Origin of the sequence: Streptomyces sp. 5-10, from assembly GCF_014712245.1 — a bacterium.
In the GTDB taxonomy this organism is placed as follows: domain Bacteria; phylum Actinomycetota; class Actinomycetes; order Streptomycetales; family Streptomycetaceae; genus Streptomyces; species Streptomyces violaceusniger.
Map to the genome: position 1 here is coordinate 67188 of NZ_JACVYG010000011.1, position 13990 is coordinate 81177.

Sequence of the window (13990 nt, forward strand, 5' to 3'; positions counted from 1 at the left end):
CACCCGATGCGCTCTGTCGTTACGTCAGTTGGCCACCCGCAGCAGACGGTTCGGCGAACCCGGGCCCGCGCCGCGCACCCGGCCCTCGCTCGCACCGGCCGTCAGCGCCGCCCCGACCTGGGCCGGAGTCGCGAAGCGATGGCCGGCGAGGTACAGGGCGGCGGCGCCCGCGACATGCGGGGCCGCCATCGAGGTGCCCGACAGCGTCCTGGCCGCCGTATCGCTCGCGTTGGACGCCGAGACGATCCGGTCCCCGGGCGCGAACAGGTCAACTCCCGGGCCCCAGTTGGAGAATCCCGAGCGCCGGTCGGCGCGGTCGGTCGCGCCCACCGTGAGCGCCCCCGGCACCCGGCCCGGTGAGAACGAGGCGGCGGGCCGGTCCTGGTTGCCCGCCGCCACGGTGAAGACCAGACCGGCGGCGATCCCCGCCCGCACCGCCGCGTCCCATTCGGGCAGCGGGGTGGCGGCCGCCGAGCCCAGGCTCAGATTGACCACCGCGGGCCGCCTGGCGTGTCGCAGCACCCAGTCCATTCCGGCCAGCACCTGCGCGATGGTGCCCTCGCCCCGGTCGTCCAGCACCCGTACGGCCACGACCGCGGCCTCCTTCGCCACGCCGTAGCGGGTGCCCGCCGCCGTGGCGGCCACATGGGTGCCATGGCCGTTGCCGTCCTCGGCCACCGGATCGTCGTCCACGAAGTCCCAGCCGGAGCGGGCCCGGCCGCCGAAGTCCTCATGGGAGGTGCGCACCCCGGAGTCGATCACATAGATCGTGGTGCCGCGCCCGCCGCCGCGGGGCGCGGTGTACGCCCCGTCCAGCCGCCGGTCCGGCTGGTCGATCCGGTCAAGACCCCACGGCGGACGCGCCCGGCCGCGGTGCGGGGCCGGTAACCGCACCCGGGACCAGCGCAGCGACACCCGCTCGTCCCGGGTCACCGAGGCGATGCGCGGATCGGCCGCCAGCCGCCCGGCCTGCGCCGCGTTCGCCCGTACCGCATAGCCGTTGAACGCGGTGCGGTAGACCCGGCGCACCCGCGCCCCGTACCGCTCGATCAGCGCCCGGCCCGCCCCGGACGCCGCCGCGGGCGCTTCCGGGCCCCGCTTCAGCGCGACGATATAGCCTTCGGTTCCCGCCCCGCCCGTGGCCTGGACCCCCTGGGCGGGAACGGTCTGAGCGGGCGACAAGACCACCAGGACCACCGCGACGACGGCGGCCGGCGCCGCCACCCTCCGCCGGGGGCCCGCAGACGCACAAGCCATGGAACGATCCCCTCCCCAACTCGACGGCGCAAGCGTCGCGTGGGACGAAGGTCCCGACAAGGGCGCATCCCCGACAAGGGCGCATCAGGGGGCGTACAACGCGACGGCCTCCCGCGCCAGCAGCCGCAGCGCCGCCTCCGACGGCGACCCCGGCTCCGCCCCGTACATCAGCAGGGCCTGGCCCCCCGAGTCCGGCAGCCGGGTCATCTCGAAGTCCAGCTCCAGCGGCCCCACCAGCGGGTGGTGGAAGGACTTGGTGCCGAACGCGCACCGGCGCACCGGGTGGCGCGACCACAGCGCCGCGAACTCCCCGCTCTTCATGGTGAGTTCGCCGATCAGCTCCGCGAGCCGCCGGTCGTCGGGGTGCGCCCCCGCCACCACCCGCAGCGAGGCGACCGCGCGCCGCGCCTCGCCCTTCCAGTCCGGATACAGCTCACGGGTGTGCGGATCGAGGAACAGCATCCGCTGGGTGTTGGGCCGGTCGTCGGGGTGCTCGGGCGCGTCGGCGGGCAGATGCCCGGCGATCAGGGCGTGCCCCAGCGGATTCCACGCCAGGACGTCGAAGCGGAGGCCGAGGACCACGGCCGGTACGCCGTCCATCGCGGCGAGCAGCCGCCGGGTCGCCGGGCGCGCGGACTCGGCGCGCCGCGCGGGGCGGCGCCCGGCGCGCGGCGGACGGGCCAGGTTGCCCAGGTGCGCCCGCTCGTCCGGGCTGAGCCGCAGCGCGCGGGCGATCGCGTCCAGCACCCCGTCCGAGGCGCCGGTGGACTGGCCCTGTTCCAGCCGGGTGTAGTACGCCACGCTCACCCCGGCCAGCTGCGCCAGCTCCTCGCGGCGCAGCCCCGGGACCCGGCGCCTGGTCCCGTACGCGACCAGTCCGACGTCCTCGGGGCGCAGCCCGGCGCGGCGGGTGCGCAGAAAACTCCCCAGCTCGGCAGGTGTGTCCATACCCACCAGTGTCCGGCACGGGCACGCGCCGTGCCTGTCCCTGTGAGGGTCAGGCACGGCGCGCGGGTTGTCCGCCGTTTCCGGCGATCACTTATAGGTGATGTCGGAGCTGCTGTACTTGCAGTAGGTGCCGTCGGGGCCGCTGCCGTTCTCGGTGGGCTCCTTGCCCGTGTTGTTCCCGATGTACTTCTGGCACGGGACGATCTTCTTGCTGCTGTCCCCGATGATCGTGATCCCGCGCAGGGTCAGCGAGTCGCCGTAGTTGGTGTTGATCCCGCCGATGGCCTTGCCCGGGGCGGTGACCTCGGTGTTGCTCACGTTGATGGTGCGCTTGTACTGCGACGAGCAGTTGCCGCAGGAGCGGACCAGCTTGCCGAAGTCCTGGACGGCGAAGCCTGAGATGTTGAGCGTGCCGCCGCCGTTGAACTGGAACACCTTGTCGGACGCCTTACGGGCGCCGCCACCGATGACGTTGTACGTCTTGCCGGTGCCGCGGAAGGTGGCGGCGTCCTCGCCGACGTCCTCCCACCAGACGTTCTGCAGGGTGCAGCTGCCGGCGCAGTGCACTCCGTCGGCCGCCGGGGCGCCGAGGATGACGTTCTTCAGCGTGGCGCCGTCCTTGAGGTCGAACAGCGGGTCCTGGCCCTCGTTCTGGCCACCGGAGCCCAGGTCGCCCGAGCCGTAGTAGCGCTTCATGCCGCCGTCGAGGGTCCCGCTGACCGGGATGCTCTTGGTGACCGCCTGCGGGGTGCCGCTGGGGGTGGGCCAGGTGGCGGCGGAGGCCGTGGGCAGGGTCAGCCCGGTGGTGATCGCGCCGGCGGTGAGGGCGACGGCGCCGAGGGCCCCGGCTATCGCCCGGTGCCTGGTGCGTTGTGCAGCCATGTCGGATCTCCTTCGGTGGGGGGTTTCACGGGGTGGTGATGGCCGGCCGCGGCGGGGTCGCCATCTTGTTGCCGATGAAGAAGCTGGGGTGCGGGGGCTGGTTGTAGGCGGTGTTCTGCCAGGCCAGCGCCTCGCGGTACTGCCGGTCGTGGAGCAGCGTGGTGATCTTCCGGTCGGTCTCGTACGGCGTGGAGTAGATCCGCAGCGCCTTGTTGTCGCTGGTCGGCCAGACCACCTCCTCGCGCCAGTCGCCGAGGATGTCGCCGGACAGCGACGGGGTGGCCTTGGTGCCGTTGTTGGAGTGCACCCCGGAGCCGGTGAGCAGCCGGGTGTCACCGGAGGTGCCGTACTTGTCGATGTGGGTGCCGTCCAGCAGCTCGCGCACCGGATCGCCGTCCCACCAGGCCAGGAAGTTGATCGAGGAGGGCTTGCGGCCCTTGGCGCCGCCGCCCTCGTCGCGGATCTGGTCGTCCCGCGCGGACCACATCTCGGCGCCGTCGTTGCCCGCCCAGATGTCATCGGCCACGCCGCGCCCGTTGTCGCCGCCGGACGCGGTGGACCACAGCACCTGGCCGGTGCGGGCGTCGGCGAAGTACGAGCCCGGTTTCGAGGAGTCCTCGTCCACCTTGAAGTACTCCAGGCCCGCCCGGGAGGGGTCGAGATCGCCGAGGTGGGCGGCGTCGCCGTGGCCGTTTTTGTTCGTCCACAGCCCGTTGCCGTTGTCGTCCACGGCCATCGAGCCGTAGACGATCTCGTCCCTGCCGTCGCCGTCCACGTCGCCGGTGGCCAGCGCGTGGTTGCCCTGGCCGTCGTAGCCCTTGCCGGTGTTGGTGGAGCTGTTGGTGTCGAACGTCCACTGGCGGGTGAGCTGGCCTCCGCTGAACCTCCAGGCGGAGATCACGGTGCGGGTGTAGTAGCCGCGCGCCTCGATCAGCGAGGGGGTGGAGCCGTTGAGGTACGCCGTCCCGGCCAGGAAGCGGTCCACGCGGTTGCCGTAGGAGTCGCCCCAGGAGGAGACGGTGCCGCGCGGCGGGACGTAGTCCACCGTGCTCATCGCGGCGCCCGTGCGGCCGTTGAACATCGTCAGGTATTCGGGTCCGCTGAGTACGTAGCCGCTGGAGTTGCGGTAGTCGGCGGAGGCGCTGCCGATGGTCTTACCGGCGCCGTCCACCGTGCCGTCCGCGGTCTTCATCGCGATCTCGGCCTGGCCGTCGCCGTCGTAGTCGTACACCTGGAACTGGGTGTAGTGGGCGCCGGAGCGGATGTTGCGGCCCAGGTCGATCCGCCACAGCCGCTGCCCCTGGAGGGTGTAGCCGTCGACGATGGTGTTGCCGGTGACGCCCGACTGCGAGTTGTCCTTGGCGTTGGTCGGCTGCCACTTCAGGACGAAGTCCAGGTCGCCGTCGCCGTCGAGGTCGCCCACCGAGGCGTCATTGGCCTCGTAGGTGTAGTCCGAGCCGCCCGCCGGGGGTGAGATCGGCACATCGTAGTACCCCGGGCGGAACTGGATCGCGCTCGGCGAGGCGGGCTGCTCCGCCCCGCCCACAACGGCCCGTACGGTGTAGTCCGCGCTGTTCGGGGCGTCCTTGTGGAGGTAGTTGGTGGTGGTGATGGGGGAGGAGTTGACCTTGACGCCGCCCCGGTAGAGGTTGAACGTCACACCGTCCGGGTCGGTGGCCAGCCAGCGCCAGCTGACCAGGTTGTCATTGCCGGTGTGCACGCTCACCAGCCCCCGGTCCAGCTTCTCGAGCTGGGCCGCGGCGGCCGCCCTCGGCGTGGGCCCTGTGCCCTCGGCGGCCTCCGAGGCGCTCACCAGCGAGGTGACGGTCAGCGCGCCCGCCGCGCAGGCGGCGGCCAGCGTCCGGCCCCTGCGCGGGGTGGGTCTGGGCGGATGAGCGGGGGGCGGAGTGTGCGAACTGTCCCGAGAGCGCACGTGGTCCTCCAAGGCATGGGGGGAAGGTGTGACCCCTAGTCGTCCCCTTGGCCGGAAAGGTTGCCGCCTTCGGGCCGACTTCTCGGGAGCGGGGCGAAACAGCCGAAACGGGGACTCGTCGGCCGCTACCGTCGAAGGGTCAACTTCGCGGCTCTGCAGGACCGAGCTTGTTGACCCGGTTCCTCCAAGCCTCGTCGCGCTCCCGACTGCCCCCTACGACAGGGCGGTCACAGGTCGCATCCACTACAAAGGAGGTGTGCACGTCCCTTGCGATGCGGGTCCGTTGACAAGAACCCACGCCGAGCGCGCGCGGTTGCGCACGTTGACCCCGGCGACGATGTCGGCCGGGCCAGCGAGCCCGCACCGACGACAGCGAAATTGGTCCCGAGCGGGACGATTGGTCTTCGCGGTGTGCCCGCACCTTGGGCACCTCTGCGAGGTGTAGGCCGCGTCCACCCAGATCACCGGTACGCCGACGCGCTCGGCTTTGTACGCGATGTACCGGTCGAGCTGGTGGAACGGCCAGGAGGAGAGCGGGGCCCGCTGGTCGCGACAAGGCCGTACCCGGTCACGGATTCCCCGAAGCTCCTCCAGGGCGACCCCGCGTCCGGTGCGTTTCGCGACGGCCACGCACTCCTTACTGATCTTGTGGTTGATGTGCGCGGCGTGTCGCGCTTCCCTCTTCGCCCGCCGCTTCAGGCGGCGGTTGGCGCTGCGGGTCCGCTTGGCCTGCAACTCGGCTTTCTTACGCGCCTGCCATCTGCGGTAGCGGGACAGCCTCCGGCCGGAGTAGTTGGTGCCGTCCGAAGTCGTGGCGAGGTTGACGATGCCCCGGTCCACACCGATCCAGTCCACCGGAGCGGTATTCAGCGGCTCGGCCGGTACTTCGCACACTGCGATCAGGAACCACTTGCCGTCCCGGCATATCAGGTCCGTCTCGCCCTTCCGGAACTCAGCAAGGGTTTTGATCTGGTCCGGCGAACCTATGAAACGCATGCCTTTGAGCCGTCCCGCAACGGTCCAGATACTCACCGTCCCGGTGTCGTGCTGCCAGGACAGGATGCGGTCGTCGAATGGCTGCGCCGCGTCTTCGCGGAAGGTCACCGGCTTCGATGTCGCCTTCGCCCGCCGCTTGGAACCCTGCGGGCCCAAGCGGCCCGCTCGCAGGTTGGCGCGCAGCGTCGCGTATGCGTCCACAACCTTCTTCACCGTGCGCACGGCAGTCTGTGCGCCGAGCCCGAACTCGCCTTTCAACCGGCCATAGACAAGTTTCTGTAAGTCGTTGCGGGACGTGATGCCTTTCTCGAATGAGAGCGCGGAGGCCAGGTTCGCCCCGGCGTTCGCGGCGCGCAGGGTCGCTGTCAGAGCCAGCGCCTCATTCGGCGTCGGCAACAGCCTGACCTGCACCACGATCTTCACCCCACCAGGTTAAAAGGAGGCACTGACAATGCCCGCCGACCAGCGATTCCCCAGCGATGCTGCGGCGCCCCGTGCCACAGCCACAAGGACGATGTTCTTCTCGGCCCTCCAACAGTCGGCGTCCAAGGGAGAAGTCCAGTGAAGGCCATTCGTCGATTCAGCGTGCGCCCCGTCCTTCCGGAGCCCCTGCGACCGCTCAACCGGCTGGCGCGCAATCTGCGCTGGTCCTGGCACCCCGAGACCCGCGAGCTCTTCGAGTCCGTGGACCCCGAGGGATGGCGGGAGTCGGGCGGCGACCCGGTGCGGCTGCTGGGCGCCGTGCCCCTCTCCCGGCTCGCGGACCTCGCCGAGGACCGCTCCTTCCTGCGCCGTCTCGCGGCGGCCGCGGATGATCTGCACGACTATCTGACCGGGCCCCGGTGGTATCAGGGGCGGGTCGCCGCCGAGGACAGAGCCGGGCCGACCCCCGCCGAGCCCGTACCTCCGGCGTCCTCGGGCGCGCCCGCGCCGTCGGGCCCGTCCGGGCCCACGGAGTCCCCAGGCGCGCCCGTACCCTCTGCCACGTCCATGCCCTCGGGCGCGCCCGCCCCCTCCGGACCGCCCGTACCCTCGGGCGCGCCCGTACCCTCCGGACCGCCCACCGCCATCGCCTACTTCTCGCCGGAGTTCGGGATCACCGCCGCCCTGCCCCAGTACTCCGGCGGCCTCGGCATCCTCGCCGGTGACCACCTCAAGGCCGCCAGCGACCTCGGCGTCCCCCTGATCGGCGTCGGACTGCTCTACCGCCACGGCTACTTCCGGCAGTCGCTCTCCCGCGACGGCTGGCAGCAGGAGCACTATCCGGTCCTGGACCCCGACGAGCTGCCGCTCACCCAGCTGTGCGAGGCGGACGGCCGGCCCGTCCGGATCCCGCTCACCCTGCCCGGCGGCCGTCCGCTCCACGCCCGCGTCTGGCAGGCCCAGGTGGGCAGGGTGCCGCTGCTGCTGCTCGACTCCGACGTGGAGGAGAACGGCCACGGTGAGCGCGAGGTGACCGACCGGCTCTACGGTGGCGGCAGCGAGCACCGGCTGCTCCAGGAGATGCTGCTGGGCATCGGCGGCGTCCGCGCCCTGCGCGCGTACTGCCGGCTCACCGGCCACCCCGAGCCCGAGGTGTTCCACACCAACGAGGGCCACGCCGGATTCCAGGGCCTGGAGCGCATCCGCGAACTGATCGCCGACGGGGCCGCCTTCGACGCCGGCCATGAGGCGGTGCGGGCCGGGACCGTCTTCACCACCCACACCCCCGTCCCCGCCGGGATCGACCGCTTCGACCGCGAGCTGGTGGCCCGCCACTTCGGCGACGACGCCGAGCTGCCCGGGATCGAGGTCGAGCGGATCCTCGCCCTCGGCATGGAGACCTACCCCGGCGGCGAGCCCAACCTCTTCAACATGGCCGTGATGGGGCTGCGGCTGGCCCAGCGCGCCAACGGGGTGTCCACCCTGCACGGCCGCGTCAGCCGGGAGATGTTCGCCGGGCTCTGGCCCGGTTTCGACCCCGAGGAGGTGCCCATCACCTCCGTCACCAACGGGGTGCACGCGCCCACCTGGACGGCCCCCGAGGTCACCCGGCTCGGCGCCCGGCGGTTCGGCCACCTCGCCGACTCCGAGCTGTGGGAGCTGCGCCGTACCCTGCGCAAGCGGCTGGTCGCCGAGGTCCGGCAGCGGCTGTACGCCTCCTGGCGGCAGCGCGGCGCGGGCACCGCCGAGCTCGGCTGGATCGACGGGGTGCTCGACCCCGACGTCCTCACCATCGGCTTCGCCCGCCGCGTCCCCTCCTACAAGCGGCTCACCCTGATGCTGCGCGACCAGGACCGGCTGATGGAGCTGCTGCTCCACCCCGAGCGGCCGATCCAGATCGTCGTCGCGGGCAAGGCCCACCCGGCCGACGACGGCGGCAAGCGCCTCGTCCAGGAGCTGGTCCGCTTCGCCGACGACCCCCGGGTGCGCCACCGTCTGGTCTTCCTGCCCGACTACGGCATGGACATGGCCCAGAAGCTCTACCCCGGCTGCGACGTCTGGCTCAACAACCCGCTGCGCCCGCTGGAGGCATGCGGCACCAGCGGCATGAAGGCGGCCCTGAACGGCTGTCTCAACCTCTCCGTCCTCGACGGCTGGTGGGACGAGTGGTACGAGCCGGACTTCGGCTGGGCCATCCCCACCGCCGACGGCGACGCGATCGACGAGACCCGCCGCGACGACCTGGAGGCCGCCGCCCTCTACGACCTGCTGGAGCAGCGGGTCGCCCCGCGCTTCTACGACCGCGGCCTGGACGGCCTCCCCGGCCGCTGGATCGCCATGGTCCGGCGCACCCTCACCACCCTCGGCCCCAAGGTGCTCGCGGGCCGCATGGTCCGCGAATACGTCGAGCGCCTCTACGCCCCCGCCGCCCGCTCCCACCGCGCCCTGAACCTCGAGGCGGCCGCCGAACTGGCCACCTGGAAGGCCCGAATCCGCGCCGCCTGGCCGGACGTCGCCGTCGACCACGTCGAGGCCCACCTCACCCCACCCGCCCCGGGCGGCGCCGCCGAACTCGGCTCGACGCTCTCCCTCCGCGCCCGGGTGCGCCTGGGCACCCTGGACCCGGCGGACGTCGAGGTCCAGGCGGTGGCGGGCCGCGTGGACGACGCGGACCGCATCACCGACGCCACCCACGTTCCCCTCAAACCCACCGCGGGCCCCGACCTCGAAGGCAGTCGCCGCTACGAGGCCCCCCTGGCCCTCAACCGCACCGGCCCCTTCGGCTACACCATCCGCGTCCTCCCCACCCACCCCCTCCTGGCGGGCCCCGCCGAACCGGGACTCATCGCCCTGCCCTCGGAGACCACGGCCGAAGCGGCGGGAGTCCTGATGCGCTGAGGCCTCCGGCGGCTGGTGGACTCGGCGATCTCGCCGTGTGGCGCAGGCCGGGGCGGCCGCCGGTGATGCGGACCTGCGGGAATGAACCCGATCTCCGGGAACCCACGCGCCCGGCACGACGTCTTGGATGCCGTCACCACGTAGCCGCACGGAGGTCAGATCAGGTCATGGCGCACGAGGGAAGCCAGTCGACCGCCCGGGTGGCCGACGGCATGGGCGACAACCCCACCGAGCAGCCGGGCGGCGGCATCGGTGGGGCGCTCCGGTCGTCGCTCGGCGTCGTCAGACGCTACCGCGGCGCGCTGTACGGCTTCACCCTCCGCGTGTCCGCCCTGACAGCCGTGCTCGGCTGCGCGATCGTGGCCGGCGGGTTCGCGGCGGCATGGGACACCTTCGAGGGCGTCCGGGACTACGCGGACCGCAACATCGCCAACGAGGACTCCTATGTGGCCTACGCCGACGGTGGCTTGCCCCCGTTGGTGAGGGTCGGTGTCGTGGTGTCGCTGCTGTTGCTCGTGCTGGCACTCCTCGTCGTCACCGTCCTGCACACCGCGTACGCCATCGGCGACTCTCACGCCACGCGCGACGGCGGACCGCTGACCACCCGCGAGCTGTGGCGGCGCACCCGCCGGCGCCTGCCCGCCGCCCTCGTGGTCAACCTGCTGACCGGACTGGCCGTGGGCGCCGTGGAGCTGGCGGGCCTGGTGCTGTTCAGCCTCGTCGACGGCGGCGAGGTGCCCGGCGTCGAGCCCACGCCCCTGCACGAGACCGCGACCTGGCAGTACACACTGGTGGGATGGGTGTTGCCGATCGCCATCTGGTGTCTCGGCCCGCTGCTGTACTTCCGCCTGTCGGCGGCCACCGCCGAGACGGTGCTGGAGCGCCGTTCCCCCTTCGTGGCGCTGTACCGCTCCTGGGTGCTGACCCGCCGTGCACGACGGCGCACCCTCGGCCTGGGCACGCTGGTCACCGCGGCCGCCGTGCTCGTCTTCTGGCCGGCCCGGTACGCGGCCGCTCCCCTCGCCCACGTCGCCGGCCTCGGCATGCTGTGGCTCAGCGACGACAATGTGTGGATCACCGGCGTGCTGGTGATGATCCTCCCCACAGCCGTGGCCCTTCTCCTGCTGCCCCCGGTGGTCATGCCGCTGGTGTGCGCGGTGGTCGCCCGCCTCCACGGAGACCTGCGCGCCCGTGAGGAGGAGGCGGGGAGGGATGCCGGGGCGGCGGGTTCTTCGGCACTCAACCACCCAACCGGCGGGGTCGGTTGACTACGGCCAGGCCGTCGCAGCCACCTGGCAAAACGCCTTCCACCGCCTCGCCCGCTGCTACGAGCGCCGGGCCATCGTCATCGACGCCTTCTTCGATCTCGCCGACACGATCATCACCGTGCGGAGCCTGATCCGGCAGGCGTGGACAACCCATCGCTGGGCCGAACGCCCGCACCGCCGGCCATGACCCTCACGCCCATCCGCGCGACCTGTTCGTTAGAAGGTGGCCGGAAGCAGGAACCGCACGTCGGTGAGTTGTTCCGACAGTTCCCACAGACGGCGGCCGGTCTGGGGATCGGCTGCCGCGGTGGACAACCGCACTTGCTTCGGGCCGCCGCGCAGCTCGGCGAAGCCGTCCGGCCCGATGAACTCACCGCCCTTCACGTCCGGGGCGGTGGCCGCGTACAGCTGGGGCAGTGCACCCTGTTCCGGGGGCTGGGCGAGCGGGGCGAGGATGCGGCCGAACAGCATCTTCACCATGCCGACCGGCGCGCTGGTTTGGAGGTTGGTGGAGGTGTAGCCGGGGTGGGCGAGCAGGCTGCGTACCGAGCTGCCGGCCGCGGTCAGCCTCCGGTGGAGTTCCCATCCGAAGACGGCGTTGGCGAACTTCGACTGGTTGTAGAACCCCATGGGCGAGTACGTGCGCTCGCCGGAAAGGTCGTCGAAGTAGAGGTGCCCCTGCCGGTGGTTGGTCGAACTTACCGTGACCACGCGGGGGTCGTTGCCGTCGGTCAGCAGGTCGAGCAGTAGACCAGTGAGCGCGAAGTGGCCGAGGTGGTTGCAGGCGAACTGCAACTCGTGGCCCTGGGCGCTCAGCGAGCGGGGTGGCGCCATCACGCCGGCGTTGTTGACGAGCACGTCCAGCCGTGGATGATCGACGCGCAGCTGATCGGCGAACGCTCGGACCGAATCGAGATCGGCCAGGTCGAGGCGGCGCACCTCAAGGTCGGCGCCAGGCTCCTCAGCGGTGATCTCTGCGGCGGCCCGGTGGCCTTTTGCCTCGTCGCGCACAGCGAGGATCACGTGCCCGCCCTTGCGGGCGAGTGCCCGGGTGGTCGCCAGGCCGAGGCCGCTGTTGGCTCCGGTGACGACAAACACCCGCTTGGCCTGGTCCGGGATCTGATCGGCGGTCCAGCGCTGGTTCTTCGTCATGCGGCACACGTTGCCGTTTATGGCACTTGGTGTCAAGGAGCTACCGAGTGCCGTGAATGGCATGGCGGTAGAATTGCCCGGTGAGCTCCCGCCCTGAAGTCACCATGGCCCAGCGCAAACGCCAGCTCGTCTCCAACGAGCTGAGCGAAGCGGCACTGCAGCTACTGGCGCAGAAGGGGTTCGACGCGGTCACCATCGACGAGATCGCGGCCACCGCCGGCGTATCCAAGCGAACGTTCTTCCGGTACTTCGTCTCCAAGGAGGACGTGGTCGTCCAGTTCCTGGCCGACATGGGCACCGGCATGCGCGCAGCGCTGGCGTCTCGCCCCATCGAGGAGCAGCCTTCCGCGTCCTTGCGGCACGCCGTCTGGGTCACCATGGCCGCCTGCGCCGACCATTCCGACCGGGCACTGCGCGTGGTTCGGCTGATTCTGCGCACCCCCGCCCTGCGCGCACGCTTCCTGGAACGCCAGGACCAGTGGCGCGACGACCTGGCAGCAGAGTTGGCGCAGCGCCTGGGGCTCGACCCCGACACCGATCTGTACCCGCAGCTAGCCGCCGGGATGGCGCTCACCGCATTCGACGCCGTGCTGCAACGGTGGAGCGGCAGCGACGGTGCCGAGGACCCCGCCGAACTGACCGACCGGGCCTTCGCCACAATTGCCCCGGCGTTGGACTCTGTTGAGTGAGCTGTCTTGCGGCCGGCGAGAGATTTCTGCTCAGGAGTTGCAAGAGCATGTCCATGATCACCAGGGTCTGTGTCCGTTCTGTCGCTGAGCTCCCCCACCGCGCCTATCTGCGCGACCTCTGATACCAGCCGTTTCGCGTGCGCTCGTCCCGCGAGCCGCCTTCCGATCACGGTGAACCATCCCGGTCCCATCGAAGGCCGCTCTGCAATGCAAACATATTTGCATATACTCTCAGGCGTGCAGCTGCACTTGCTCTGCCGTGCCGATCCCTGTGAGGAGAGTGGGGCGCCGTGACCATGCATTCGGCGACCTTGGCCATCAACGAGACACTGCGGGCCCGCCGGGCGGCGGGGGAGAGGGTGTTGCACCTGGGGTTCGGCGAGGCGGGGCTGCCGGTGCCGGATTCGGTCGCGCAGGTGTTGTCGGCGGCGGCCGGGCGCAACGGATACGGGGCCGTCGTCGGGTCGCGGGAGGCCCGCGAGGCCGCTGCCGGGTGGTTCGGCCGACGTGGAGTGGAGACGGAACCCGAGCAGGTGCTGTTCGCCCCCGGCAGCAAGGCGCTGCTGTTCGCGCTGCTCGCCGCGCTGCCGGGGGACGTGGTGCTGCCGTGCCCGGCGTGGGTCAGCTACGCGGCCCAGACGGCGCTGGTGGGCAGGAAGACCATAAGTGTTCCGGTTCCGGCGGAGGCGGGCGGCGTTCCGGACCCGGAGCTGCTGGAGCAGGCGCTGGCCGACGCGCGGGCGGCCGGGGCGAACCCCGGTGTCCTGGTGGTGACGGTGCCGGACAATCCCACGGGGACGGTCGCCCGCGAGGAGCACCTGCGTGCGGTCTGCGAGATCGCCGAGCGGCATGGTCTGGCAGTGGTCTGCGATGAGATCTACGCCGAGGTGTGCCACTTCGGCAAGGCTCCCAGCGCGCTCGGCTATCTGCCCGAACGCACCGTTGTCACCAGCGGGTTGAGCAAGTCGATGGCCTTGGGCGGCTGGCGCATCGGGTTCGCCCGGGTGCCGTCGGGTCCCTGGGGCGAACGGCTGATGGGCGAGCTTGTCGGGGTGGCCAGTGAGGTGTGGTCCAGCCTGGCTGCGCCGATGCAGGCCGCCGCCACGTACATCCTGCAGGATCCGCCCGAGGTGCTGGCCCACATCGATGCCGCGCGCGGGCTGCATGCGAGGGTCGCGGCGGCGGTGTACGAGCGGTTCACGGCGGCCGGTGCGGTCTGCCGCCGTCCCGAGGCGGGCTTCTACCTCTACCCGGACTTCGAACCGGTGCGGCCGGTGCTTGCCGGCCGGGGCATCGACACCGGTGCGGGGCTGGCCGCAGCCCTGCTGGAGGAGCACGGGGTCGGTGTGCTCGCCGGTGAGGCGTTCGGGGACGCGGTCGGCGGACTGCGTGCCCGGGTGGCGACAAGTCTGTTGTACGGGGAGTCCGAGGCGGAGCGCTGGGCGGCGTTGCGCAGCGACGACCCGCTGCGGCTCCCGTGGATCGCGGCTTCCCTGGAGCACCTGCGCGGGGCGCTCGCCGCGCTGACGGCGCGGGGCTGAGGT

At 71.4% G+C, this 13990-nt stretch carries 10 protein-coding genes and 1 pseudogene; 5 read left to right on the forward strand and 6 right to left on the reverse strand.

Annotated elements, in window-relative coordinates; all coding sequences use genetic code 11:
- Nucleotides 1-24 precede the first annotated feature (24 nt).
- The 5 genes from IEJ02_RS15895 to IEJ02_RS15915 all read right to left on the reverse strand — a co-directional run bounded on the left by IEJ02_RS15895 (nucleotide 25) and on the right by IEJ02_RS15915 (nucleotide 6439).
- Entirely contained in the window at nucleotides 25-1257 is a 1233-nt protein-coding gene (locus tag IEJ02_RS15895; RefSeq protein WP_191065484.1) for a S8 family peptidase, read from the reverse strand.
- An 84-nt stretch (nucleotides 1258-1341) separates the two neighbouring features.
- Nucleotides 1342-2205 carry a helix-turn-helix domain-containing protein gene (locus tag IEJ02_RS15900; protein ID WP_191065485.1) on the reverse strand — a complete coding sequence of 288 codons (864 nt, stop codon included), beginning with the start codon at nucleotides 2203-2205 and terminating at the stop codon, nucleotides 1342-1344.
- Nucleotides 2206-2292: 87 nt separating this feature from the next.
- Entirely contained in the window at nucleotides 2293-3087 is a 795-nt protein-coding gene (locus IEJ02_RS15905) for a pectate lyase (RefSeq protein ID WP_191065486.1), read from the reverse strand.
- Between the two features lie 25 nt (nucleotides 3088-3112).
- On the reverse strand, nucleotides 3113-5020 hold the full coding sequence (locus IEJ02_RS15910) for a rhamnogalacturonan lyase (protein WP_191065487.1): 1908 nt from the start codon (nucleotides 5018-5020) through the stop codon (nucleotides 3113-3115).
- A gap of 243 nt (nucleotides 5021-5263) precedes the next feature.
- Nucleotides 5264-6439 carry an RNA-guided endonuclease InsQ/TnpB family protein gene (locus IEJ02_RS15915; protein WP_317985808.1) on the reverse strand — a complete coding sequence of 392 codons (1176 nt, stop codon included), beginning with the start codon at nucleotides 6437-6439 and terminating at the stop codon, nucleotides 5264-5266.
- A 138-nt stretch (nucleotides 6440-6577) separates the two neighbouring features.
- Between IEJ02_RS15915 and glgP the strand changes: the two genes are divergently transcribed.
- The 3 genes and pseudogenes from glgP to IEJ02_RS15930 all read left to right on the forward strand — a co-directional run.
- Nucleotides 6578-9337 carry an alpha-glucan family phosphorylase gene (gene glgP / locus IEJ02_RS15920; protein WP_191065488.1) on the forward strand — a complete coding sequence of 920 codons (2760 nt, stop codon included), beginning with the start codon at nucleotides 6578-6580 and terminating at the stop codon, nucleotides 9335-9337.
- 167 nt (nucleotides 9338-9504) lie between these two features.
- On the forward strand, nucleotides 9505-10605 hold the full coding sequence (locus IEJ02_RS15925) for a hypothetical protein (protein ID WP_223863897.1): 1101 nt from the start codon (nucleotides 9505-9507) through the stop codon (nucleotides 10603-10605).
- Between the two features lie 25 nt (nucleotides 10606-10630).
- Nucleotides 10631-10792: pseudogene (locus IEJ02_RS15930) on the forward strand (IS5/IS1182 family transposase); the annotation flags it as partial.
- Between the two features lie 29 nt (nucleotides 10793-10821).
- On the opposite strand, the gene IEJ02_RS15935 reads toward IEJ02_RS15930, so the two are convergent.
- Nucleotides 10822-11757 (reverse strand): oxidoreductase, encoded by a 936-nt coding sequence (locus IEJ02_RS15935; protein WP_191065489.1) that lies wholly within the window; start codon nucleotides 11755-11757, stop codon nucleotides 10822-10824.
- 104 nt (nucleotides 11758-11861) lie between these two features.
- On the opposite strand from IEJ02_RS15935, the gene IEJ02_RS15940 reads away from it, so the two are divergent.
- Both IEJ02_RS15940 and IEJ02_RS15945 read left to right on the forward strand, forming a co-directional pair.
- On the forward strand, nucleotides 11862-12446 hold the full coding sequence (locus IEJ02_RS15940; protein ID WP_191065569.1) for an acyl-CoA-like ligand-binding transcription factor: 585 nt from the start codon (nucleotides 11862-11864) through the stop codon (nucleotides 12444-12446).
- A 296-nt stretch (nucleotides 12447-12742) separates the two neighbouring features.
- The gene (locus tag IEJ02_RS15945) at nucleotides 12743-13987 is read left to right on the forward strand and encodes a pyridoxal phosphate-dependent aminotransferase (protein WP_223863926.1); all 1245 of its coding nucleotides are present in this window, start codon (nucleotides 12743-12745) and stop codon (nucleotides 13985-13987) included.
- Nucleotides 13988-13990: the final 3 nt, after the last annotated feature.

Coding starts and splice junctions, on each gene's coding strand:
- IEJ02_RS15895 (WP_191065484.1), bottom strand. CDS start 1,257: ATGGCTTGTGCGTCTGCGGGCCCCCGGCGGAGGGTGGCGGCGCCGGCC.
- IEJ02_RS15900 (WP_191065485.1), bottom strand. CDS start 2,205: ATGGACACACCTGCCGAGCTGGGGAGTTTTCTGCGCACCCGCCGCGCC.
- IEJ02_RS15905 (WP_191065486.1), bottom strand. CDS start 3,087: ATGGCTGCACAACGCACCAGGCACCGGGCGATAGCCGGGGCCCTCGGC.
- IEJ02_RS15925 (WP_223863897.1), top strand. CDS start 9,505: ATGGCGCACGAGGGAAGCCAGTCGACCGCCCGGGTGGCCGACGGCATG.
- IEJ02_RS15935 (WP_191065489.1), bottom strand. CDS start 11,757: ATGACGAAGAACCAGCGCTGGACCGCCGATCAGATCCCGGACCAGGCC.
- IEJ02_RS15940 (WP_191065569.1), top strand. CDS start 11,862: ATGGCCCAGCGCAAACGCCAGCTCGTCTCCAACGAGCTGAGCGAAGCG.
- IEJ02_RS15945 (WP_223863926.1), top strand. CDS start 12,743: ATGCATTCGGCGACCTTGGCCATCAACGAGACACTGCGGGCCCGCCGG.